The sequence below is a fragment of the Cellulomonas soli genome, assembly GCF_052036975.1.
Taxonomy (GTDB): domain Bacteria; phylum Actinomycetota; class Actinomycetes; order Actinomycetales; family Cellulomonadaceae; genus Cellulomonas; species Cellulomonas soli_A.
Genome location: NZ_JBQIAR010000009.1, coordinates 135,816 through 158,032 on the forward strand (window position 1 = coordinate 135,816; position 22,217 = coordinate 158,032).

A 22,217-nucleotide genomic window follows, 5' to 3' on the forward strand; every position below is an offset into this window, starting at 1 on the left:
GTCGGGCTCGGGCACACACCGTGCCAGGACGACGCGCGTCCGGCACTGCGTTTTTCGCCGAGTTCGTCGCGCCCGTGTTGGGCGCGGACACAAACGACGCCAAGTCTACGACCGGCTAGCGTGGCGGACGTCCGACCCCCACCGCGCCTCGCCCCCAGGGAGACCCATGTCCGGAGCACCTGAGAAGCCCGCACCCGCCGCCACGCCTGCCGTCACCACCGGCGTCACGACGGGCGCCCTGCCGGCCCCCGCGTCGCGTTCCGCGGTGACCACCGACGTCGCGCTCATCGCCACGTTCGCCGCGTTCATCGCCGTGTGCGCGATCCTGCCGGGCATCCCCACCCCGTCCGGGGTGCCGATCACGTTGCAGACGTTCGCCGTGATCCTCGCCGGCATCGTCCTGGGCGCACGGCGCGGCACGCTCGCCGTGCTGCTGTACCTGGCCATCGGTCTGGCGGGTCTGCCGGTGTTCGCCGGCGGCACCGGTGGGACCGCGGTGCTGGCCGGACCGTCCGTCGGGTACCTGCTCGCGTTCCCGCTCGGGGCGGCCCTCGCCGGGTTCCTCGCCGGCCGCGTGCTGCGTGCACGGCTGACGCGTCGGGCGTCGCTGCGGGTCGTCGGCCTGTTCGCCGCGGGCCTGCTCGCGAGCCTGCTGACCATCCACCCGCTCGGCATCGCCGGGCTGATGTGGCGGCTCGACCTCGGCCTGACCGAGGCGATCCTGATCGACGCCCGCTACCTGCCCGGCGACGTCCTGAAGAACGTGTGCGCCGCGATCGTGGCCACCGCGGTCTTCCGCGCGTTCCCCGAGCTGGCGCGCACCCGCCGCTGAGGCACCGACCGTGATCGAGCTCCGTGACGTCCTGGTCACCGCCTACACCCCGGACCCGTCCGGTGGCGGCGACCAGGTCGTCCGGCTGCTCGGACCGGTGTCGGCGACCCTCACCGAGCGACGTATCGCGGTCGTCGGCGCCAACGGCTCGGGCAAGTCGACGCTGGCCCGCCTGCTCAACGGGCTGGTGCTGCCGTCCTCCGGCACGGTCCACGTCGACGGCCTGGAGACCGCGAGCGAGGGGCCCGCGGTCCGCCGTCGGGTCGGGTTCGTGTTCACCGACCCCGACGCGCAGATCGTGATGCCGACCCCGGTCGAGGACGTCGCCCTGTCGCTGCGCCGCCTGGGTCTGGGCGACGACGCACGCGAGGCCCGTGCCCGCGAGGTGCTCACCCGGTTCGGGCTGGCCGACCGCGCGCAGGTGCCCGTGCACGCCCTGTCCGGGGGGCAACGCCAGCTCCTCGCCCTCGCCGCGGTGCTGGCCACCGACCCCGAGGTCCTCGTGTGCGACGAGCCGACCACGCTGCTGGACCTGCGCTGGCGCCGGCACGTCGACGACCTGCTCGACGGCCTCGACCAGCAGGTCGTGCTCGTCACGCACGACCTGGACGCCGCCGCACGGGCCGACCGGTTGCTGGTCGTCGACGACGGCACGATCGTGCACGACGGCGACCCGGCCGACGGGCTGGCCCTCTACCGGGCGCTGATGGGCACCGACTCCCCCACCGGTGGCCGCCGATGAGGTGGCGCCGGCCCCGTGCTGCGGGACCGCGTCGAGCCCCGTGGGCGGGACCGCTGGGCCTCTACCACCCGGGGACCTCACCGGTGCACCGCGCCCACCCGGGCCTCAAGCTCGCCCTGCTCACCGTGCTCGGGGTGCTCGTCGTCGCCGTGCGCGGGCCGCACTCGAGCCTGATCGCCCTCGGTCTGGTGGTGCTGGCCGCCCTGGTGGCGCGCCTGCCCTGGCACCGCACCGCGCGCGGTGTGCTGCCCGTGCTGGCCACGGCGGTGCTCATCGGGGTCTACCAGTGGTGGGCGCGCGGGCCCGCGGTGGCGACCGAGGTCGTCGTCGACCTGCTCACACTGGTGCTCGCCGCCACGCTCGTCACCGCCACGACCCGCGCCGACGCGCTGCTGGCCGTGCTGGCGCGGATCGCCCGGCCGTTGCGGCACGTGGGCCTGTCACCGGAGACGTTCGCCCTGTCGGTCGCCCTGGTGCTGCGCGCGATCCCCGTGCTGGTCACCACCACGCTCGAGGCCCGCGACGCCGCCCGCGCCCGCGGGCTCGACCGCTCACCGCGCGCGATGCTCGTGCCCGCGGCGGTGCGCATGGTGGCCCACGCGCACGCCACCGGTGACGCGCTGGCCGCGCGCGGGCTCGGCGAGGACTGACCGCCGGCCGACCGCTCGCCCGCCCCGAGGTCACCCCGCGTGGGTGATTCGTCCCTTGGGCGTTACCGTGCGCAGATGAGCTTCAGCGAGGGTGGCCGCGTCGAGGGTGGCCGGGTACGCACCGGTCGTGGACGGCGCACAGCCATCGCCGGCGGTGGACTGGGCGGCCTCGTCGTGCTGCTCCTGGCGATCTTCCTCGGCGGGGGCAACATCGACCCGTCGCAGCTGCTGAGTGCGATCGACGAGGGCTCCAGGCCCACAGACGAGGGCACCATCGGCGCCTGCACCGCCGAGCAGGCCAACACCGACCGCGAGTGCCGCCTGTCGTTCACCGCGAACGCCCTCGACACCTACTGGGGCGGCACGCTGCGCGCGCAGGGCATCGAGCCGGTGCTGCCCGAGGTCCACTCCTTCACCGACTCGGTGCAGACCGCGTGCGGCGACGCGACCTCGTCGACCGGGCCGTTCTACTGCCCGCCGGACCAGACGATCTACCTGGACCTGGGGTTCTTCGACCTGCTCAGCAGCCAGTTCGGCGCCACCGGCGGTCCCCTCGCCGAGATGTACGTCATCGCGCACGAGTACGGGCACCACGTCCAGCAGCTCACCGGCGTGATGGACACCGCCGACCGCACAGGCACGGGCGCCGACTCGGACTCCGTGCGGGTCGAGCTGCAGGCCGACTGCTACGCGGGCATGTGGACCGGCGACGCGGCCAGCACGGTCGACCCGGACACCGGGGTCACCTACCTCGACCCGATCACCCCCGAGCAGCTCGCGCAGGCGCTGTCGGCCGCGCAGGCCGTCGGGGACGACCACATCCAGCAGCAGGCCACTGGCGGGGTCAGCCCGGACACGTGGACGCACGGATCCAGCGAGCAGCGCCAGCGGTGGTTCACCACCGGGTACGAGCAGGGCACCATGGCCGCGTGCGACACGTTCGCCGCGGGGACGCTCTGAGCTGAACGCTCACCACACGGGCGGCGAGGCCGCCCGTCAGATGTTGAAGCCGAGCGCCCGCATCTGCTCGCGCCCGTCGGGCGTGATCTTCTCCGGCCCCCACGGCGGCATCCACACCCAGTTGATGCGGAACCCGTCGACGAGCCCCTCGAGGGCCTGGCCGGACTGGTCCTCGATGACGTCGGTCAGCGGGCACGCCGCCGAGGTGAGGGTCATGTCGATGACGGCGGTGTTCGTCTGGTCGATGACGACGCCGTAGACGAGGCCGAGGTCGACGACGTTGATGCCGAGCTCGGGGTCGATGACGTCGCGGAGGGCTTCCTCGACATCGGCGACGGTGGTGGGCGAGCCGGTCGTGGGCTCGGTGGTCGGTTCGGTGGTCACTGGTCCTCCCGGGGTCCGGTCGCGCCGGTCTTGATGAGTGCGTCGGACAGCGCCGCCCAGCCGAGCAGGGCGCACTTGACGCGTGCGGGGTACTTGGCGACGCCGGTGAACGCGGTGGCGTCCCCGAGGGCGTCCTCGGCGGCGTCGTCGCCCAGGCCGGCACCGCGGGCGTGCATCAGGGCCCGGAACGAGCCGGACAGCTCGTCGACGGTGCTCAGGTCGGCGCCGACGACCAGGTCGTGCAGCACGGAGATCGAGGCCTGCGAGATGGAGCAGCCCTGACCTTCCCAGCGCACGTCGCGGACCACGGGCACACCGCTGTCGGTGTCGAGGTCGACGCGCAGGGTCACCTCGTCGCCGCACGTGGGGTTGACCTGGTGGGACTGACCCGAGACCAGGTGGGCGTCGGTGACGGCGGCCAGTCCGCGGCCATGCGGGAACTTCGCGTGGTCGAGGATGACCTGCTGGTAGAGCTGTTCCATCGACGAGCTCATGCGGCCCCTCCGTCCGTGGCGGCCGGTGCGGCCTGCGTGTCCAGACCGAAGAACGTCCGGACCCCCGCCAACGCTTCCCGGAACACCTCGATCTCCTCGTCCGTGGTGTAGACCGCCGCCGTGGCGCGCGCCGTGGCGGCGATGCCGAACCGGCGGTGCAACGGCTGGGCGCAGTGGTGGCCGACCCGCACGGCCACGCCGGCGTCGTCGAGCACCTGGCCGACGTCGTGCGCGTGCACGCCGTCGACGACGAACGCGACGGTCGCGAGCCGGTCGCGCGTGTCGGTGGGCCCGATGACGCGCACGCCGGGCACGGAGGCCACGGCGTCGAGCAGCAGGCGCGTCAGGTGCGCCTCGTGGGCGGCGACGGCGTCCATGCCGAGGTCGCCGAGGTACTGCGCGGCGGCGCCCATCGCGACGGCCTGCGACACCATCTGCGTGCCGGCCTCGAACCGCTGCGGCGGCGGGGCGTACGTGGTGGTCTCCATGGTGACGACCTCGACCATGGACCCGCCGGTGAGGAACGGCGGCAGGGCCTCGAGCAGCTCGCGCCGCCCGTACAGGGAGCCCACACCCGTGGGTGCGAACATCTTGTGGCCCGAGAACGCCGCGAAGTCCACACCGAGCGCGTGCAGGTCGACAGGCAGGTGCGGCACGGACTGGCACGCGTCGAGCACCGTGAGGGCGCCGACCTCGCGGGCGCGGGCGACGAACGGGGCGACGGGCGTGATCGCACCGGTGACGTTCGAGGCGTGCGTGAACGCGAGCACCTTGGTGCGATCCGTCACGGCGGTGGCCAGGTCGTCGAGCCGGATGCGGCCGTCGTCCTCGACGCCCAGCCAGCGCAGGGTCGCGCCGGTGCGGGCAGCGAGCTCCTGCCAGGGCACCAGGTTGGCGTGGTGCTCGGCCTCGGTGACGACGATCTCGTCGCCGGGATGCAGGGCGAACCGCCGGGCGGCCTCTCCCCCGCGACCGAGCGACGCGTTCGACATCGCGTACGCCACGAGGTTGATGCCGGCGGTGGCGTTCGACGTCCACACCAGCTCGTCGGCGTCGACCCCCACGAACGAGGCGACACCGGCGCGGGCGTTCTCGAACGCCTCGGTGGCCTCCTCGGCGAGCTGGTGCGCCCCGCGGTGCACGGCAGCGTTGCGCTGCTGGTAGAAGTCCTGCTCGGCGTCGAGCACCACCTCGGGCTTCTGCGAGGTCGCACCCGAGTCCAGGTACACCAGCGGCCGCCCGCCGCGCACCGTGCGCGACAGCAGCGGGAAGTCCGCGCGCACGGCGGCCAGCTCGGTCGCGGTCAGCTGCCGCGTGCCCGTCTGCGTCGCGGACGCCTCGTCCTGGATGGTGCCGGTCACCGTTCCTGCCCTTCGTGGAGCTGCCGGCCCGCCGTGCCGCGGGCCGTGTCGTCGCCTGAGACCTGACCGCGTGCCGCCGGTACGAGGACCGACGGCACGCGGTCGGCCGTCAGGAGACCGTGCTGCTGAGGAACCGGTCGTAGCCCTCGTTCTCGAGGCGCTCGGCCAGCTCGGGGCCGCCCTCCTCGGCGACCTTGCCGTCGACGAAGACGTGCACGAAGTCGGGCTTGATGTAGCGCAGGATGCGCGTGTAATGCGTGATGAGCAGCACGCCGACGTCGGAGGTCGACTTCACGCGGTTGACGCCCTCGGACACGATGCGCAGCGCGTCGACGTCCAGGCCCGAGTCGGTCTCGTCGAGGATCGCGAAGCGCGGCTTGAGCAGCTCCATCTGGAGGATCTCGTGGCGCTTCTTCTCCCCACCCGAGAAGCCCTCGTTGACGGAGCGCTCGGCGAACGCCGGGTCCATGCGCAGGTTGTCCATCGCGGTGCGCACGTCCTTGACCCACGCGCGCAGCGGCGGGGCCTCACCGGTGACGGCCGTCTTGGCGGTGCGCAGGAAGTTCGACACCGACACGCCCGGCACCTCGACGGGGTACTGCATCGCCAGGAACAGACCGGCACGCGCCCGCTCGTCGACGGACAACGCGAGCACGTCCTCACCGTCGAGCGTGACGGTGCCCGACGTGATCGTGTACTTCGGGTGACCGGCCAGGGAGTAGGCCAGCGTGGACTTGCCCGAGCCGTTGGGGCCCATGATGGCGTGCGTCTCGCCGGAACCGATCGTCAGGTCGACGCCGCGCAGGATGGGCTTGGCGCCCTCCTTCGTCTCGACGCTGACGTGCAGGTCGCGGATCTCCAGGGTGGACATCGAGATTCTCCTCGGTAGTTCAGAGCGGGGCGTCGACGTCGACGAGCACACGCTCGCCGTCGACGGTCACGGGGTAGACGGGGACGGGCCGGACGGCGGGCGGCGACAGCGGCTTGCCGGTGCGCAGGTCGAACCGCGACCCGTGCAGCCAGCACTCGACCGTGCAGCCCTCGACCTCACCGTCGGACAGCGAGACGGCGCCGTGCGAGCAGATGTCGCTGATGGCGTGCAGCTCGCCGTCCTCGTCGCGGACCACCGCGACCTCGACGGTGCCGGTCTCGGCCTCGAGCTCGACCCGCAGCGTGCCCGCGACGGGCACGTCGGAGGTCAGGCAGGCCAGCTGAGCGCTCATGCACCCTCCGGAGCGGTCAGCTCGCTCATCGACTTCTCCAGCTCGGCCTCGATCGAGGCCAGCAGGCGCTCCTCGACCTCGGGCACACCGATCTCGTGGATGAGCTCGGCGAAGAAGCCGCGCACGACGAGTCGACGCGCGTCTGCCTCGGGGATGCCGCGGGCACGCAGGTAGAACAGCTGCTCGTCGTCGAACCGGCCGGTCGCGCTCGCGTGGCCGGCGCCCTCGATGACACCCGTCTCGATCTCCAGGTTCGGCACCGAGTCGGCGCGAGCACCGTCGGTGAGCACCAGGTTGCGGTTGAGCTCGTAGGTGTCGGTGCCCTCGGCGGCCGCCCGGATCAGCACGTCGCCGACCCACACGGTGTGCGCGCCCTGCCCCTGCAGCGCGCCCTTGTAGGTCACCCGCGAGACGCAGCTCGGCACGGCGTGGTCGACGAACAGGCGGTGCTCCTGGTGCTGGCCTGCGTCGGCGAAGTACAGGCCGAGCATCTGCACCGAGGCACCCTCGCCGACGAACTCCGCATCCGGGGTGACCCGCACGACGTCGCCGCCGAGCGTGACGACGATGTGCTTGACCGTGGCGTCACGACCGACACGCAGCCGGTGGGCCGAGGTGTGCACCGCACCGGGCGCCCAGTCGTGCACCGACACGAGCGTCAGATGCGCACCGTCCTCGACGACGACCTCGACGGTCTCGGTGAGGGAGGCGAGCCCGACGTGGTCGAGCAGCACGACACCCTGCGACAGCGGCTCGGCACGCACCACCACGTGGGCGGCCGACGGCTCGGGCTGCGACCCCTCGGTGGCGGTGCCCTCGATGCGCACGCTCGTCACGGCGGACGAGACCGACTCGCGCGGCAGCGTCACGACCGTGGCCCGCGGGAACGACGCCCACGCCACGGCGGCGGCACGGTCACCCGGACGACCGGCCAGGCCGAGCCGCTCGTCGCCGCGGTCGACCACCTGCACCTCGACCTCAGGCGACTCGACCACGGTGGTCAGCACCCCGTGGCCGTGCAGCACCCCGTCGGTGTCCGCGGCGAACAGCGGCGCGATCCGGTCGACCGGCGCGAACCGCCACTCCTCCTCGCGGCCGTTCGGCACCGCGAAGTCGGCGACGTCGAACGACGTGGGCCGTGAGGCACGCGAGGCCTCCGGCACCACGGGCCCGCCGTGCGTGTGGGCCCCGTCGGCGACGGCACGGGAGTGATCGGTCGACAGGCCGCCGGCCTGCTCGTTCGTGGTGGTCGTCATCAGCCGACGGCCCCTTCCATCTGCAGCTCGATCAGGCGGTTCAGCTCGAGGGCGTACTCCATGGGCAGCTCGCGCGCGATGGGCTCGACGAACCCGCGCACGATCATCGCCATGGCCTCGGTCTCGGGCATGCCGCGGGACATCAGGTAGAACAGCTGGTCCTCGCTCACGCGCGAGACCGTGGCCTCGTGACCCATCGACACGTCGTCCTCACGGACGTCGACGTACGGGTAGGTGTCCGAGCGGGAGATCTGGTCGACCAGCAGCGCGTCGCACAGCACGTTCGAGGCCGAGTGGCTGGCCCCTTCGAGGATCTGCACGAGCCCCCGGTACGACGTGCGACCGCCGCCGCGCGCGACGGACTTCGACACGATCGAGCTCGACGTGTGCGGTGCGGCGTGCACCATCTTCGAGCCGGCGTCCTGGTGCTGACCGGCACCGGCGAACGCGATCGACAGGGTCTCGCCGCGGGCGTGCTCACCCATGAGGTAGATCGCCGGGTACTTCATGGTGACCTTCGAGCCGATGTTGCCGTCGACCCACTCCATGGTGGCGCCCTCGGCAGCCGTGGCCCGCTTGGTGACCAGGTTGTACACGTTGTTCGACCAGTTCTGGATCGTCGTGTACCGCACGCGGGCGTTCTTCTTCACGATGATCTCGACGACGGCCGAGTGCAGCGAGTCGCTGGAGTACACCGGGGCGGTGCATCCCTCGACGTAGTGCACGTAGGAGCCCTCGTCGGCGATGATCAGCGTCCGCTCGAACTGGCCCATGTTCTCGGTGTTGATCCGGAAGTAGGCCTGCAGCGGGATCTCGACGTGCACACCCGGCGGCACGTACACGAACGAGCCGCCCGACCACACGGCGGTGTTGAGCGCGGCGAACTTGTTGTCGCCGGGCGGGATCACCGAGCCGAAGTACTGCTCGAAGATCTCCGGGTGCTCCTTCAGAGCGGTGTCGGTGTCGAGGAAGATGACGCCCTGCTCCTCGAGCGACTCCTGGATCTGGTGGTAGACAACCTCGGACTCGTACTGCGCGGCGACGCCGGCCACGAGCCGCTGCTTCTCGGCCTCGGGGATCCCGAGCCGGTCGTACGTGGTCTTGATGTCCTCGGGCAGGTCGTCCCAGCTCGCCGCCTGCTTCTCGGTCGAGCGCACGAAGTACTTGATGTTGTCGAAGTCGATGCCCGACAGGTCGGCGCCCCACCACGGCATGGGCTTCTTGTCGAACAGGCGCAGCGACTTCAGCCGCGTCTTGAGCATCCACTCCGGTTCGTTCTTCAGCGCGGAGATCTCGCGCACGACGGCCTCGGACAGGCCGCGCTTGGCGGTGGCCCCTGCGACGTCGGCGTCGTGCCAGCCGTAGGTGTAGTTCCCGATCGAGGCGATGGCCTCGTCCTGGGTCAGCGGCGCCGCGGCCGCGTTCTCGGTGGGTGCACTCATGCTGTCGGTCCTTCCACGGGTGCAGGGCTGGTGGGGGTCGCCGCACCCGCACCGTCCGCGAGCGCGGGACGGGACGGGGTGAGGCCGGTCGGGATGTTCGTGGTGCACACGTGGCCTCCGCCGGCCAGGGTGGCCAGTCGCTGCACGTGCACGCCGAGCAGGTCGGAGAACGCACGCGCCTCGGCCTCGCACAGCTGGGGGAACTCGTGGGCGACGTCCTGCACGGGGCAGTGGCCCTGGCACAGCTGGACGGCGGTGGTGCCCGGGACGGGTCGTGCGGTGGCCGCGTAGCCGTCGGCGCTGAGGCCGTCGGCGAGCGCCCGGGTGCGGGCGGCGACGTCGTCACCGGCGGCGGCCACGGCGGGCAGGTGCCGGGCGGCCAGGTCGTGCACGCGTCGTTCGGCGAACTGCGCCACGGCTTGGGGCCCGGCGGTCTCGGTGAGGAACCGCAGGGCCTGCGCGGCCAGCTCGGAGTAGCGGTGCGCCAGGGCTTCCTGGCCCTGGTGCGTGACGACGTAGCGCCGCGCGGGGCGTCCACGCCGGGCCGGTCCCCCGGTGCGTCCCTCGTGCACGGCGATCTGCTCGTTCGCCTCGAGCAGCGCCAGGTGGCGGCGGATGCCGGTGGAGGTCAGGTCGAGCCGGGAGGCGAGTTCGGCGGCCGTCACCGGGCCTGCGGAGGCGACCAGGTCGAGCACGCGACGGCGGGTCCCGGCATCCGGGTCGCCGGGGGCCCCGGTCGGCGCGCCCGACGTGGCGGGGGCCGGACGTGCCGTGCCGGAGGAGAGCAGGTCGGTCATCAGGCTGTCTCCTTCGCACTCGAGTACGGCACGGACGCAGGCCGCGACACCGCGTCACATATTTGACAACATCGTTGTTGCCTTATTGCGTCCTGGCAAGCAAGGCAACCCTTCCCCGGGCCGTGATCCTGCTCACCGCCCGCCGATGATCGCCGCCGCCGGGTCCTAGACTCCCTGCGTGAGCGACTCCCCCGCCGTCGAGATCCACGGTCTCGTCAAGCGGTACGGCGGCCGGGCCGTCGTCGACGAGCTCACGCTCGTCGCCCACCGTGGGCAGGTCACCGCCGTGCTCGGCCCCAACGGTGCAGGCAAGACGACCACCATCGAGTGCTGCGAAGGGCTGCGGGCCCCCGACGCGGGAACGGTCCGTGTGCTCGGCCTGGACCCCGTGGCCGACGCGCACGCACTGCGTCCGCGGGTCGGCGTGATGCTGCAGGACGGTGGCCTGCCGACCGCCGTCCGCCCACGCGAGCTGCTCGAGCACCTCTCCCGCATGTACGCCCACCCGCGCGACCTCGACGAGCTCGTCGAACGACTCGGCCTCGCCTCGTTCGCCCGCACCAGCGTGCGCCGCCTGTCCGGCGGGCAACGCCAACGCCTCGCGCTGGCCGCCGCTCTGGTCGGACGGCCCGAGCTGGTCTTCCTCGACGAGCCGAGCGCCGGCATGGACCCGCAGTCACGGCACGCGGTGTGGAGCCTCGTGCGTGAGCTGCGGGACGAGGGCGTGGCGGTCGTGCTCACCACGCACCTCATGGACGAGGCCGAGGACCTCGCCGACCAGGTGCTCGTCGTCGACCACGGCCAGGTCATCGCCGAAGGCACCGTCCGTGACCTCGTGCAGGACGGCGCGGACCGCACGCTGCGGTTCGAGACCCGTCCGGGCCTCGACGTGCGTGCGGCGCTCGGCGACGGACTCACCCTCGCCGAGCCGGCACCCGGCAGCTACACGGTGACCGGCGCGGTCGACCCGCACGTGCTCGCCCGGCTGACCGCCGCCGCCGCGGCCGAGGGCGCCCTGCTCACACGGCTCACGGTCGGCCGGCGCACGCTCGAGGACGTGTTCCTCGACCTGACGGGACGGAACCTGCGATGAGCACGACGAGCACCGCCGCACACCCCGACCCGGCAGCCGCCGCACCGTGGCGACGCGTGCTGGCCCAGACGCTGTTCGAGACCCGGGCGATCCTGCGCAACGGCGAGCAGCTGCTGCTCGCCATCGTCATCCCGGTGATCGCCCTGATCGGGCTGACCCGCGCCACGTTCGTCGAGCTCGACACCGGCGGCGCCAGCCGGATCGACTTCCTCACCCCCGGCGTGCTCGCCCTGGCCGTGATGAGCTCGGCCTTCACGTCGCAGGCCATCGCCACCGCGTTCGACCGCCGCAACGGCGTGCTGCGCCTCCTGGCGACGACGCCGCTCGGGCGCGGCGGACTCCTGGTCGGCAAGATCTCGGGCGTCCTGCTCGTCGAGGTCGTCCAGGTGACGGTGATCACGCTCACGGCGCTGAGCCTCGGATGGCAGCCCGACCCGGCGGGGACCCTGCCCGCACTGATCTGCCTCGTGCTGGGCACCGCGGCCTTCACCGCCCTGGCGCTGCTGCTGGCCGGCACGCTGCGGGCCGAGGCGGTCCTGGCCGTGGCGAACCTCGTCTGGTTGCTGCTGGCGGTCGCCGGGGGCGTCGTGCTGCCCGCCGATCAGCTGCCGGGACCGATGGCGCACCTGGCGCTGCTGCTTCCCTCGGGCGCGTTGGGCGAAGGCCTTCGATCCGCGATGCTGCACGGCACGCTGCCCCCCTGGTCCGTGATCGTGCTCCTCGGCTGGACGGCCGCGCTCGGCTGGGGCGCCCGACGACTGTTCCGCTGGCACTGAGCCGACTGCGCCGTCGGGCGCGCCGTACGCTGGGCCGGTGAGCGCCGTCCCCCCGACCTCGGTCGCCAGCCCCGTCCCCCCTGCGCCGGCACCGACGCCGAGTCGTGGTTCGGACTGGGCGCGGCGCGCCATCGTGGCGAACCTGGTGGCGCAGGTCGTCATCATCGGCACCGGCGGTGCCGTCCGTCTGACCGGTTCAGGTCTGGGCTGCTCGACCTGGCCGCAGTGCGAGCCCGGCGAGTTCACCCCGCAGCTGCACGAGGCCTCGACCATCCACCCGTTCGTCGAGTTCGGGAACCGGACGCTCACCGGGGTCCTGGTGGTCGTCGCACTGGCCGTCGCCGTGCTGGTGTGGCGGCAGGTGGACCGCCCGCGCTCGCTGCGGGTGCTCGCCGTGATGCCCCTCGCAGGTGTCCTGCTGCAGGCCGTCCTCGGTGGCATCACGGTGCTGGTCGACCTGCACCCCGCGGTCGTCGGCTCGCACATGTTCGTCTCCATGGCCCTGGTAGCCGTCTCCACCGTGCTGCTGGTCCGGTGGGACGAGCCCGACGGCCCCGTGCGTCGCGTCGTCCCCGATCGGGTGGTTCGCCTCGGCGCCCTGCTCGCCGCAGCCGGCGTCGCCGTGGTCGCGCTGGGCATCCTCACCACCGGTGCGGGTCCGCACTCCGGCGACGAGGAGGTCGGCTACCGGTTCGCCCTGGACCCCTACCTGATCGCCAAGGTGCACGCGGTGTCCGTGTGGGTGTTCGTGGCGGTGCTCGGCCTGCTCCTCCTGCAGCTGCGCCAGGGGCCGCAGCGCGCCCGGCGGGCAGGCCTCGTCCTGCTCGTCACGACGCTCGCGCAGGCCGTCGTCGGCTACGTGCAGTTCTTCACCGGCCTGCCGGTCGCGCTGGTGAACCTGCACATGGTGGCCGCCGCGGTGCTGGTCTCGGTCGGGACATGGTTCCTGCTGACACTGCGTGAGCGCACCGCGCAGAGCTGACGCCCGCGCACCACACGTCCGAGAGGTGTGTGTCGTAGGTCACAGGTAGCGTCGTGCGCATGTCTGACGCGATCATCGCGCAGGGCCTGGTCAAGCACTACGGCGACGTCGTCGCGCTCGACGGGGTCGACCTGCGCGTCCGGCAAGGCTCCGTCCTCGGGCTGCTCGGGCCCAACGGAGCGGGCAAGACCACCGTCGTGCGCATCCTGGCCACCCTCCTGCGGACCGACGCAGGAGAGGCCACGGTCGCCGGCGCCGACGTGCGCACCCAGCCAGCTCAGGTCCGCCGCCGCATCGGCCTGTCCGGGCAGTACGCCGCCGTCGACGAGTACCTGACCGGCTTCGAGAACCTCGACATGATCGGCCGGCTCTACCACCTGGGCGCAGCAGCCTCCCGGGCCCGCGCCCGCGAGCTGCTCGCCGAGTTCCGCCTCGAGGACGCCGCGGACCGACCCACACGCACCTACTCCGGTGGCATGCGGCGCCGCCTCGACCTGGCCGGTGCCCTCGTCGCCGACCCACCGGTGCTGTTCCTCGACGAGCCGACCACCGGCCTGGACCCCCGCGGGCGCACCGACATGTGGGACGTCATCCAGCAGCTCGTCGCCGGTGGCACCACCCTGCTGCTGACCACGCAGTACCTCGAGGAGGCGGACCTGCTGGCGGACGAGATCGTGGTCATCGACCACGGCCGGATCATCGCCCAGGGCACCGCCGACAGCCTCAAGCGCGACGTCGGCGGCGAACGGCTCGAGCTCACCCTTGCCGACGCGACCCGGCTCGCCGAGATCGAGCAGCTGCTCGCCCCCCTCGGCTCGGAACCCGCCTCGATCGACCCCGGGCGTCGCAGCCTGCTCATGCCCGTCGCGAACGGCCCGGCCAGCCTCGCCGACGCCCTGCGGCTGCTCGACGGCACCGGCGTGGCGCTCGACGACGTCGGGCTGCGCCGCCCCACGCTCGACGACGTGTTCCTCTCCCTCACCGGGCGCACCACGGAGGAGCAGACCGAACCCGAGGTCACCGAGCCGGCCAGGACCCGCGAGGGCACCGGCTCTCGCGGCGGACGCCACGCCGGCCCCCCGGAAGGAGACCCCGCATGAGGGTGCCGTACGTGCTCGCCGACGCCGCCGTCGTCGCCAAGCGCAACATCATCAAGATCAAGCGTGTGCCGGACCTGCTGGTCTTCACCACGCTCTCGCCGATCATGTTCGTGCTGCTGTTCTCCTACGTGTTCGGCGGAGCCATCGACCAGCAAGGCGGCGGCGACGCCTACCGCGAGTTCCTCATGGCGGGCATCTTCGCCCAGACCGTCATCTTCGGCGCCACCATCACCGGCGCCGGCCTGGCCGAGGACGTCAAGAAGGGCATCATCGACCGCTTCCGGTCACTGCCCATGGCACCCTCGGCGGTGCTCACCGGACGCACCATCTCCGACGTCGTCAACAACCTCATCGTGCTGGTGGTGATGTCCCTGACCGGCCTCGCCGTCGGATGGCGCATCCACTCCTCGGTGGGCGAGGCTCTCGCCGGGTACGGGCTCCTGCTCGTCTTCGCCTACGCGATCTCGTGGATCATGGCGTGGGTCGGCATGCTGGTCCCCAGCCCCGAGGTCGTCAACAACGCCTCGTTCATCGTGATCTTCCCGCTGACGTTCGTCGCCAACACGTTCGTGCCGCTCGAGACGCTCCCCGAACCGTTGCAGACCTTCGCCGAGTGGAACCCCGTGTCCGCCGCCACGCAGGCGGCACGCGAGCTGTTCGGCAACATCCCGCCCGGAACCCCCGAGCCCACCGCATGGCCGCTGCAGCACGCGGAGATCTACACGCTGCTGTGGTCGGCGGCGTTCCTGCTGGTGTTCGTCCCGCTGGCCAACGCCCAGTACCGGGTGTCGACGAGCCGCTGACCGCCGGCCACCACCCCAGCCGCGCAGGCCCGGTACGAACGCCGACGGGGCGGGGTGCACCGTCCGGCAGCACCCCGCCCCGTCGTCCGTCAGCCGGAACTCGCCCGTCAGCCCAGAGCGACCGGGGTCAACGAGCTCCAGCCACGAGCGCGCGCTGCCGCAGCCGCCAGGACCCCCGTCACCGCCGTCGGGCTGTGCAGGCGACCGGCCAGCACCGCCTCGACCGCGTCGTCCAGCGGCACCCACACCGGCACCATGAGGGCCTCCTCGTCGGTCCGCTCGAACCGCTCGTGCTCCGCGACCGGGCTCAGGTCCCGGGCCAGGAACACCACGATGCGCTCGTTCGACCCGCCGGGCGTCGTGAACACCTCGACCAGGCGCCACCACGAACCCGCCCGCAGGTCGGCCTCCTCCGCCAGCTCGCGGGCGGCAGCGACCACCAGGTCCTCACCCACCACGTCCAGCAGCCCGGCCGGAGGCTCCCACAGGTCGTGCCGCACCGGGTGCCGGTACTGCTGCAGCAGCAGCACCCGGTCCTGGTCGTCCAACGCGATGACCGCCACGGCCCCGGGGTGGTCGACGAACTCCCGCAGCACCTGGGTGTCCCCCAGGTCCACGACCTCGCCGCGCACGTCCCAGACCTTGCCGCGGTGGATCAGGTCGCCCTGCACCACCGGGCGCGGTGCGGCGCGGTCGACCAGCTGCTCGTCGCTCACTCGTCGTCCGTGCGCTGCGCCAGCGCCGCCCCGATGAGACCGGCGAACAGCGGGTGCGAACGCGTCGGACGCGACTTGAACTCCGGGTGCGCCTGCGTCGAGACGTAGTACGGGTGCACGTCACGCGGCAGCTCGACGAACTCCACCAGCGACCGGTCCGGGGAGACACCCGAGATGACCAGCCCGGCCTGCTCGAGCTTGTCACGGTAGGAGTTGTTGACCTCGTACCGGTGACGGTGCCGCTCCGAGACCCGCGTCGAGCCGTACACCTCGGCCACGATGGAACCCTCGCTCAGCACGGCGTCGTAGGCGCCCAGGCGCATCGTCCCGCCCAGGTCGCCGGCGCCGCCGACGATCGCCAGCTGCTCGTCCATCGTGGCGATGACCGGGTGCGCCGGGTCGTCGTCGAACTCCGAGGACGAGGCACCCTCGAGCCCCAGGACCGTGCGGGCGTACTCGATCACCATGCACTGCAGGCCCAGGCAGATGCCCAGCGTGGGGACGTTGTTCTCGCGCGACCAGCGCAGCGCGCCGAGCTTGCCCTCGATGCCCCGCACGCCGAACCCACCCGGCACCAGCACCGCGTCGACACCCTCGAGCGCGCTCTGGGCACCCTCCGGCGTCTGGCAGTCGTCCGACGTCACCCAGCGGATGACGACCTTGGCGTCGTGGTGGAACCCGCCTGCGCGCAGCGCCTCCGTGACCGACAGGTACGCGTCGGGCAGGTCGATGTACTTGCCGACGAGGGCGACCTCGACCCGGTGGGCGGGCTGGTGCACGCGCTGCAGCAGCTCGTTCCACCCGCTCCAGTCGACGTCCCGGAACGGCAGACCCAGGCGCTGCACCACGTAGGCGTCCAGGCCCTCGGCGTGCAGCACGCGCGGGATGTCGTAGATGCTCGGCGCATCCTTGGCCGTCACGACACCCTCGACGTCGACGTCGCACATGAGCGCGATCTTCGCCTTGATGCCCTGCGGCACGTCACGGTCGGCCCGCAGCACGATCGCGTCGGGCTGGATGCCGATGCTGCGCAGCGCCGCCACGGAGTGCTGGGTCGGCTTGGTCTTCAGCTCGCCCGAGGGGCCGATGTACGGCACGAGCGAGACGTGCAGGAAGAACACGTTGTCGCGACCCAGGTCGTGGCGCACCTGCCGGGCGGCCTCCAGGAACGGCTGCGACTCGATGTCGCCGACCGTGCCGCCGATCTCGGTGATGATCACGTCGACGTCGTCGCTCGCCTGCGAGCGCATGCGGGACTTGATCTCGTCCGTGATGTGCGGGATGACCTGCACGGTGTCACCGAGGTACTCGCCGCGGCGCTCCTTGGCGATCACCTGGGAGTACACCTGACCGGTGGTCACGTTGGCCGAGCCGACCAGGTCCACGTCGAGGAACCGCTCGTAGTGGCCGACGTCGAGGTCCGTCTCGGCGCCGTCCTCGGTGACGAAGACCTCACCGTGCTGGAACGGGTTCATGGTGCCGGGATCCACGTTGAGGTACGGGTCCAGCTTCTGCATCGTGACCTTCAGGCCACGGGAGCGGAGGAGTCGACCGAGGCTGCTGGCGGTCAATCCCTTGCCGAGAGAGGACGCCACCCCCCCGGTGACGAAGATGTGCCGGGTCGAGATGTCCGACCGCCCGGAGGATCGATGCGCGCGCTCTGTCACGGACTTCCACCCTACCGGACGTCGGAGGAAGGGTCTGCCTGCCGCCCCGGTGAGCCGCGCCACGTCGACGGCGCCGGACGCTGGTCGAGGCGGACCAGGTCGTGCACGGTGCCACGGTCGAGCAGCAGCAGGGCCGCGGCGACCACGACGGCCGCGAGCACACCACCACCTGCGCCGGCACCGATCGCCGCAGCCCACCCGTGACCGCTGAGCGAGAGCACCGTGTCGGTGACCCACCTCCCGATCACCGCGCCGAGCACACCCGTCGAGGTGAGCACGAGCACCGTGCGCGGCAGACCGTCGAGCGCCTGAGCACCTGCAGCGCGCCGCAGCGCCACCAGGGTCGCGCACGCCCCGAGCAACATGCCCGCCGAGGTGGCGGCACCCAGCACCACCAGCGTGGCCGGGCCGTCGGGGGCCCGCGGCACGAACCAGGCGGCCAGACCCACACCGGCCACCGCCACGGCCACCCAGCCGACCGCCGTCGAGGTGACCGCCAACCGCCCCCGCTCCAACGCGTACAGCGAGCGGGAGACATGGAACACGACGGCGAAACCGAGCAGTCCAGGCATCATCCAGGTCAACGCCGGTGCCATGGCGGACACCAGCTCCGACGAACCGCCGTCATCGAGCGCGCGGAAGATGTCCGCGACCGCCGGCGCCGCGGCAGCCAGCGCAGCCGAGCCGACCGCCGCGGCGGCGAGCACCGCGCGCGTCGTCCGGGACGCCAGGTGCGCGAAACCTGCGCGGTCCCCCTCGGACGCACGGGACGCCAACCGGGGGAACGTCGCGGTGGCCAACGGGACGACGAGCACCGCGTAGGGCAGCAGGTAGACCGCCTGGGTCCACAGGAACACCGAGTACGTGCCCTCGTCACCCCGGGCGAACGCCACCTTCATCAGGACGAGCACGGACAGCTGCTGCGCGAGCACCGCGCCGACACCGGCGAAGGCCAGGGAGCGCACCCGCGGACCGACGCCGGCCGGGAACCGGAGCGTCGGCCGGAGCCGGACGCCGAGCCGGTGCACCGGCAGCAGCATCGGCAAGCACATGGCCGCCACACCCGCGGTGGTCCCCCAGGCCAGCCACGTCAACGCCGCAGGGTCCAGCGCGCCCGGATCATCGAGCTCACCGTGCGCGAGCCGCCCGTAGAGCAGGTACGCGACGATCACGACGACCGAGGACAGGATCGGCGCGAACGCCGGCCAGAAGAACTTCCGGTGCGCCTGCAGCACCCCGTACAGCAGCACCGTCGTCCCGTAGATCGGCACCTGCACCGCGAACACCAGCACGAAGTACTGCACCAGCGCGATCTGCTCAGGGCTGGGGTCTCGCAGCAGCAGCGGACCCACGAGCCCGGAGATCGCGGCCAGCAGCAGCCCGAGCGGGACCAGCACCAGCAACGTCCAGCCGAGCGTGGCCGACGCGATCGCGTCGACGTCCCGACGGTTCCTCGCCGCGATAGGTCCGACGAGCACCGGGACGATCGCGCCCGCGAGCGCCCCACCCGCAGCGACCTCGAACAGCACGTTCGGCAAGGTGTTCGCGGCGTTGTACGCCCCGCCGATCGCACCCGAGCCCAGCGCGTGCGCCTGCACGCCCCAGCGGGCGAACCCGAGCAACCGGCTGACGACCGTGATGCCGGCGATCATGACCGCCGCGCCCGCCAGCCCGCCGACCAGCCTCGAGGCTCGCCGGAGCAGCGCCGGGCTCACCGACGCCTCACCCTCGGGTCGGCTCGACGGGTCGACGCCCCCAGGCGTCGATGTCGCGCAGCACCGGCGTGCGTTCGATCACCCGCGTGAAGCTGACCTTCTCGCTGATCACCGTCAGGGCGAGCACACCGGCCAGCGCTGCCAGGCGCACACGCCGGGGCGCGGCGAGGACGACCGCCGTGCCGAGAGCGGCTCCCAGGGCGTTCGCGCCGCCGTCACCGAGCATGTCGGCCTCGTCCAGGTCCTGGTCGAGCGCCGCCGCACCGGCCCCGAGAACCGCCGCAGCCGCACCGGCGCCGGCACCCGCCGGTCCCCCGGCGACGACCAGCGGCACGCCGAGAGCCGCACCGGCCTTGAGGGCACGCCCTGGACGCAGGTCGAGCAGGTTGAGCAGGTTCGCACTGGTCGCGATCAGGGCACCGGAGGCCAGCACGTCGGCGACCCACGCCGCCGCACCACCGGCGGCCCGGCCACCGGTCCGCTCCCGCGGCGTGACCAGGGCAGCGGCGACCACTGCGCCCGCGCCGATACCGAGCACCTTCAGCCCGCCCGTGGTGACCTCGCCGTGCGCCAGTGCGCCCAGGTGACCGCGCAGACCCTTGCGGCGCGTGGTCGTGTCCTCGGCCAGGTCGTCCACCACGCCGAACACCGCCGCGGAACCTGTCGCCACGCTCAGCGCCCAGGCAGCAGGGACCGACGGCGCACCGACGACCGCACCCGCCAGGAGCCCGGCCGCCACCGCTGGACCCTCGAGCATCGAGACGGGCTCTCCCCGGTGGTTCGTGCGCGTCCAGCGCGCGGTCCCGCCGGGGGCCTGCCCGTCCAGGAGCCCGCGCACCACGGCGGTGGTGGTGCCGGCCACGAGGGCCGCGACCACGCGGCGGCCCGCTGCGACGCCCATCAGGTGCTCACCCCTGCCCGTCGGTCGTCGGCGGCGTCGCCGGGTCAGCGCCCGTCTCGAGCGGCACCTGGGGGGTGCGGTCCACCGGCGTGAGCACCACCGCCGGGGGCAGGACCTCCTCGCCGTCCCCGAACCCGTAGTGCCCCACGACGCCGCTGATCGCTGCGGCCAACGCCAACGGCACGGTGGTCTGCCCGACGGTCGTGTGGGCGCCCGAGACCGTGGTGATCAGCTGCGCCAGGTCGTCGTCGGCCAGCAGCGCGTCGATCAGCGTCCCGGACCCGCGGGGTCCGTCGGCGAGCACGACTCCCTCGGTGTACGTCTCGGCGGCCTGCAGCACCGCGGCGTCCGCGGCCAGCACGGAAGCCACCGGGCTGGGGCTCGGGTTCGCCTCACCGTCGGCAGCCTCGTCCGCGGGGGTCGCCAGCACGACCACGGCGTCCGCAGGCGCGGTCACCTCGTCGGCCAGCGTGATCAGCGGGGTGTCCCCCGTGCTGAGGAACTCCAGCAGCGTCGAGGCGTCCGAGGACAGAGAGTTCGGCGCCGCGGGGTCCTCGCGGGAGAGCCCTTGCACGAGCGCGGCAGCCAGATCGGCCTCCAGTCCGGCGTCGGCGGCCGGCGCAGGGTCCAGGTACGAGACGAGGTTCGCGCTCAGTGCCAGCCGGAACGCCCGCAGGTCCTCATCGGACCACGCGTCGGTGAGCGTCACGTGTGCGCTGACGCTCGCCCCGGCCTGCTCGATCCGTGCGTCCACCGCGGTGCGCTCCTCCTCGGGCACCTCACCGAGCATGACCACGGCGACACGGCGGTCCAGCAACGCGCCCTCGAGCAGCTGCGGCGCACTGGCGTCCACGAAGGCCGTGACCTGGCTGAGGTCCTCCTGGGTGGTGTCGAGCTCGGCCCGCATCTCGTCCTTCTCGGCGCGCAGCTGCTCGACCTGTCCGGTGAGCGTGTCGCCGATCGTCTGCTCGAGGGGTCCGGCGCCCAGCGCGATGCCGACCGCGAGGGCCAGGAACACCGAGATCAGGGAGACGATGTGGTAACGGAAGTCGATCACAGTGAGTGCTCTCGGTCGCGGACCGGTGCGGTCCAGTGCGGGTGCGGCAAGCGGGCGCGGTCCAGCGCGGCGGTCGTCACGACCACCAGCCGAACAGGCCGCTGAACCATGAGGTCAGGTCGTCGATGCGTGCACCGACGAGAGCGAAGAAGGTCTGGCCGGCGGCGGTCGAGGCGAGCGCCACCCCGAGCGCCAGCAGACCCGCCAGCACGAGCAGCGTCAGCTGCACGTTGGAGATGCGGTGCCGGTACAGGCGCGAGACACCCTTGGCGTCCACGAGCTTGCTGCCGATGCGCAGGCGCGTCAGGAACGTGCTGGCCATGCCGGAGCGCCCCTTGTCCAGGAACTCCACGAGCGTGGCGTGGGTGCCGACGGCGACGATCAGCTCGGCGCCCTTGTCGTCGGCGAGCAGCATCGCCACGTCCTCGCTGGTACCTGTCGCCGGGAACACCACGTGCGGCACCCCCAGCTGCTCGACGCGCGAGAGCCCGGGGGCCCGACCGTCACGGTAGGCATGCACGACCACCTCGGCGCCGCAGGTGAGCGCACGGTCCGAGACGGAGTCCATGTCGCCGACGATCAGGTCGGGCCGCCAGCCCGCCTCGAGGATCGCGTCCGCACCGCCGTCCACACCGATGAGCACCGGCCGGTACTCCCGGATGTACGGGCGCAGCGTGACCAGGTCCTCCTTGTAGTGGTACCCACGCACCACGATCAGCACCTGGCGTCCGTCGATCACCGTGTCGATCGCGGGCACACCGATGCCGTCAAGGAGCAGGTCGCGCTCGCGTCGCAGGTAGTCCATCGTGTTCGCGGCGAACGACTCCAGCTGCACGGACAGACCGGCGCGCGCCTCCTCGGTGGATGCCGCCACGGTCTCGGGTGTCTGCGCGACACCCTCGGCGACCAGCGTCTCGCCGTCGTACACGCACCCGTCGACGACCCGCAGCACATGCCCCTCGGGCACGGCCATCACGTCCGGACCCAGGTCGTCCACGAGCGGGATGCCGCCCGAGACGAGGATGTCGGGCCCGAGGTTCGGGTACCGGCCCGAGGTCGAGCGCGCGGCGTTCAGCACGGCCGCCGGTGAGCAGGCCAGCAGCGCCTCGGCGGAGACACGGTCCAGGTCCAGGTGGTCGATGACCGCGACGTCGCCCGGGCGCAGACGCTTGGTCAGCGCCTTCGTGCGGGGGTCGACTCGTGCCGGACCGACCAGTCCGGTGCTATCGGGTTCGGGCGTGCGCTTGCGCAGGGAGACTCTCATCG

The 22,217-nt window shown here is 72.3% G+C and carries 23 protein-coding genes; 9 read left to right on the top strand and 14 right to left on the bottom strand.

Annotated elements, in window-relative coordinates:
* Nucleotides 1-166: 166 nt before the first annotated feature.
* The 4 genes from ACTHAM_RS11415 (at nt 167) to ypfJ (ending at nt 3,184) form a co-directional block, all read left to right on the top strand.
* Nucleotides 167-832: a biotin transporter BioY gene (locus ACTHAM_RS11415; RefSeq protein WP_440687472.1), complete on the top strand. Its 666-nt coding sequence runs from the start codon at nt 167-169 to the stop codon at nt 830-832.
* Nucleotides 833-842: 10 nt separating this feature from the next.
* Nucleotides 843-1,574 carry an energy-coupling factor ABC transporter ATP-binding protein gene (locus ACTHAM_RS11420; RefSeq protein WP_440687474.1) on the top strand — a complete coding sequence of 244 codons (732 nt, stop codon included), beginning with the start codon at nt 843-845 and terminating at the stop codon, nt 1,572-1,574.
* 83 nt (nt 1,575-1,657) lie between these two features.
* Nucleotides 1,658-2,224, top strand: coding sequence for a CbiQ family ECF transporter T component (locus ACTHAM_RS11425; RefSeq protein ID WP_440687476.1), 567 nt, complete (start codon nt 1,658-1,660; stop codon nt 2,222-2,224).
* Between the two features lie 75 nt (nt 2,225-2,299).
* The gene (ypfJ, locus tag ACTHAM_RS11430; protein ID WP_440687478.1) at nt 2,300-3,184 is read left to right on the top strand and encodes a KPN_02809 family neutral zinc metallopeptidase; all 885 of its coding nucleotides are present in this window, start codon (nt 2,300-2,302) and stop codon (nt 3,182-3,184) included.
* A gap of 36 nt (nt 3,185-3,220) precedes the next feature.
* On the opposite strand, the gene ACTHAM_RS11435 is transcribed toward ypfJ, so the two are convergent.
* From ACTHAM_RS11435 to ACTHAM_RS11470, 8 genes are all read right to left on the bottom strand, one after another.
* On the bottom strand, nt 3,221-3,568 hold the full coding sequence (locus tag ACTHAM_RS11435) for a metal-sulfur cluster assembly factor (RefSeq protein WP_440687480.1): 348 nt from the start codon (nt 3,566-3,568) through the stop codon (nt 3,221-3,223).
* Nucleotides 3,565-4,062 (bottom strand): Fe-S cluster assembly sulfur transfer protein SufU, encoded by a 498-nt coding sequence (gene sufU / locus ACTHAM_RS11440; RefSeq protein ID WP_440687482.1) that lies wholly within the window; start codon nt 4,060-4,062, stop codon nt 3,565-3,567. Before sufU ends, ACTHAM_RS11435 begins: the two co-directional genes overlap by 4 nt.
* Nucleotides 4,059-5,423, bottom strand: coding sequence for a SufS family cysteine desulfurase (locus ACTHAM_RS11445; RefSeq protein ID WP_440687484.1), 1,365 nt, complete (start codon nt 5,421-5,423; stop codon nt 4,059-4,061). The genes sufU and ACTHAM_RS11445 overlap by 4 nt, the downstream gene beginning before the upstream one ends.
* Nucleotides 5,424-5,532: 109 nt before the next feature.
* Nucleotides 5,533-6,294, bottom strand: coding sequence for a Fe-S cluster assembly ATPase SufC (gene sufC, locus ACTHAM_RS11450; RefSeq protein WP_440687486.1), 762 nt, complete (start codon nt 6,292-6,294; stop codon nt 5,533-5,535).
* 19 nt (nt 6,295-6,313) lie between these two features.
* Nucleotides 6,314-6,646, bottom strand: a complete 333-nt coding sequence (locus ACTHAM_RS11455) for a non-heme iron oxygenase ferredoxin subunit (protein ID WP_440687488.1) — start codon at nt 6,644-6,646, stop codon at nt 6,314-6,316.
* Entirely contained in the window at nt 6,643-7,902 is a 1,260-nt protein-coding gene (gene sufD, locus ACTHAM_RS11460; RefSeq protein ID WP_440687490.1) for a Fe-S cluster assembly protein SufD, read from the bottom strand. The genes ACTHAM_RS11455 and sufD overlap by 4 nt, the downstream gene beginning before the upstream one ends.
* Nucleotides 7,902-9,344: a Fe-S cluster assembly protein SufB gene (gene sufB, locus ACTHAM_RS11465; protein WP_440687492.1), complete on the bottom strand. Its 1,443-nt coding sequence runs from the start codon at nt 9,342-9,344 to the stop codon at nt 7,902-7,904. The genes sufD and sufB overlap by 1 nt, the downstream gene beginning before the upstream one ends.
* Entirely contained in the window at nt 9,341-10,141 is an 801-nt protein-coding gene (locus ACTHAM_RS11470; RefSeq protein ID WP_440687494.1) for a helix-turn-helix transcriptional regulator, read from the bottom strand. Before ACTHAM_RS11470 ends, sufB begins: the two co-directional genes overlap by 4 nt.
* 178 nt (nt 10,142-10,319) lie before the next feature.
* Between ACTHAM_RS11470 and ACTHAM_RS11475 the strand changes: the two genes are divergently transcribed.
* Genes ACTHAM_RS11475 through ACTHAM_RS11495 form a run of 5 tightly spaced genes read left to right on the top strand, consistent with a single transcriptional unit; the run spans nt 10,320 to nt 14,895 of the window.
* Entirely contained in the window at nt 10,320-11,234 is a 915-nt protein-coding gene (locus ACTHAM_RS11475) for an ABC transporter ATP-binding protein (protein ID WP_440687496.1), read from the top strand.
* Complete coding sequence (locus ACTHAM_RS11480; RefSeq protein ID WP_440687498.1) at nt 11,231-12,010, top strand: ABC transporter permease; 780 nt, start codon at nt 11,231-11,233, stop codon at nt 12,008-12,010. Before ACTHAM_RS11475 ends, ACTHAM_RS11480 begins: the two co-directional genes overlap by 4 nt.
* A 37-nt stretch (nt 12,011-12,047) precedes the next feature.
* A complete protein-coding gene (locus ACTHAM_RS11485; RefSeq protein ID WP_440687500.1) occupies nt 12,048-12,992 on the top strand; it encodes a COX15/CtaA family protein in 945 nt (314 codons plus the stop codon).
* Between the two features lie 59 nt (nt 12,993-13,051).
* Complete coding sequence (locus ACTHAM_RS11490) at nt 13,052-14,092, top strand: ATP-binding cassette domain-containing protein (protein WP_440687502.1); 1,041 nt, start codon at nt 13,052-13,054, stop codon at nt 14,090-14,092.
* Nucleotides 14,089-14,895, top strand: a complete 807-nt coding sequence (locus ACTHAM_RS11495) for an ABC transporter permease (protein WP_440687504.1) — start codon at nt 14,089-14,091, stop codon at nt 14,893-14,895. The genes ACTHAM_RS11490 and ACTHAM_RS11495 overlap by 4 nt, the downstream gene beginning before the upstream one ends.
* A 107-nt stretch (nt 14,896-15,002) precedes the next feature.
* Here ACTHAM_RS11495 and ACTHAM_RS11500 read toward each other — a convergent pair whose 3' ends face one another.
* From ACTHAM_RS11500 to steA, 6 genes are all read right to left on the bottom strand, one after another.
* On the bottom strand, nt 15,003-15,611 hold the full coding sequence (locus tag ACTHAM_RS11500; protein WP_440687506.1) for an NUDIX domain-containing protein: 609 nt from the start codon (nt 15,609-15,611) through the stop codon (nt 15,003-15,005).
* The gene (locus tag ACTHAM_RS11505; RefSeq protein ID WP_440687508.1) at nt 15,608-17,278 is read right to left on the bottom strand and encodes a CTP synthase; all 1,671 of its coding nucleotides are present in this window, start codon (nt 17,276-17,278) and stop codon (nt 15,608-15,610) included. Before ACTHAM_RS11505 ends, ACTHAM_RS11500 begins: the two co-directional genes overlap by 4 nt.
* An 11-nt stretch (nt 17,279-17,289) precedes the next feature.
* Complete coding sequence (murJ, locus tag ACTHAM_RS11510) at nt 17,290-18,993, bottom strand: murein biosynthesis integral membrane protein MurJ (protein ID WP_440687510.1); 1,704 nt, start codon at nt 18,991-18,993, stop codon at nt 17,290-17,292.
* A gap of 7 nt (nt 18,994-19,000) precedes the next feature.
* Nucleotides 19,001-19,894, bottom strand: coding sequence for a hypothetical protein (locus tag ACTHAM_RS11515; RefSeq protein WP_440687512.1), 894 nt, complete (start codon nt 19,892-19,894; stop codon nt 19,001-19,003).
* 7 nt (nt 19,895-19,901) lie between these two features.
* Nucleotides 19,902-20,951 carry a copper transporter gene (locus ACTHAM_RS11520; RefSeq protein WP_440687514.1) on the bottom strand — a complete coding sequence of 350 codons (1,050 nt, stop codon included), beginning with the start codon at nt 20,949-20,951 and terminating at the stop codon, nt 19,902-19,904.
* A gap of 76 nt (nt 20,952-21,027) precedes the next feature.
* Nucleotides 21,028-22,215, bottom strand: coding sequence for a putative cytokinetic ring protein SteA (gene steA, locus ACTHAM_RS11525; protein WP_440687516.1), 1,188 nt, complete (start codon nt 22,213-22,215; stop codon nt 21,028-21,030).
* Nucleotides 22,216-22,217 lie beyond the last annotated feature (2 nt).

Bases quoted from the DNA above. Each gene is read 5' to 3' on its own strand.
- ACTHAM_RS11455 (WP_440687488.1), bottom strand. From the start codon at position 6,646: ATGAGCGCTCAGCTGGCCTGCCTGACCTCCGACGTGCCCGTCGCGGGC.
- steA (WP_440687516.1), bottom strand. From the start codon at position 22,215: ATGAGAGTCTCCCTGCGCAAGCGCACGCCCGAACCCGATAGCACCGGA.
- ACTHAM_RS11480 (WP_440687498.1), top strand. From the start codon at position 11,231: ATGAGCACGACGAGCACCGCCGCACACCCCGACCCGGCAGCCGCCGCA.
- ACTHAM_RS11415 (WP_440687472.1), top strand. From the start codon at position 167: ATGTCCGGAGCACCTGAGAAGCCCGCACCCGCCGCCACGCCTGCCGTC.
- ACTHAM_RS11495 (WP_440687504.1), top strand. From the start codon at position 14,089: ATGAGGGTGCCGTACGTGCTCGCCGACGCCGCCGTCGTCGCCAAGCGC.
- ACTHAM_RS11470 (WP_440687494.1), bottom strand. From the start codon at position 10,141: ATGACCGACCTGCTCTCCTCCGGCACGGCACGTCCGGCCCCCGCCACG.
- sufB (WP_440687492.1), bottom strand. From the start codon at position 9,344: ATGAGTGCACCCACCGAGAACGCGGCCGCGGCGCCGCTGACCCAGGAC.
- ACTHAM_RS11490 (WP_440687502.1), top strand. From the start codon at position 13,052: ATGTCTGACGCGATCATCGCGCAGGGCCTGGTCAAGCACTACGGCGAC.
- ACTHAM_RS11515 (WP_440687512.1), bottom strand. From the start codon at position 19,894: ATGGGCGTCGCAGCGGGCCGCCGCGTGGTCGCGGCCCTCGTGGCCGGC.
- sufC (WP_440687486.1), bottom strand. From the start codon at position 6,294: ATGTCCACCCTGGAGATCCGCGACCTGCACGTCAGCGTCGAGACGAAG.
- sufD (WP_440687490.1), bottom strand. From the start codon at position 7,902: ATGACGACCACCACGAACGAGCAGGCCGGCGGCCTGTCGACCGATCAC.
- ypfJ (WP_440687478.1), top strand. From the start codon at position 2,300: ATGAGCTTCAGCGAGGGTGGCCGCGTCGAGGGTGGCCGGGTACGCACC.
- sufU (WP_440687482.1), bottom strand. From the start codon at position 4,062: ATGAGCTCGTCGATGGAACAGCTCTACCAGCAGGTCATCCTCGACCAC.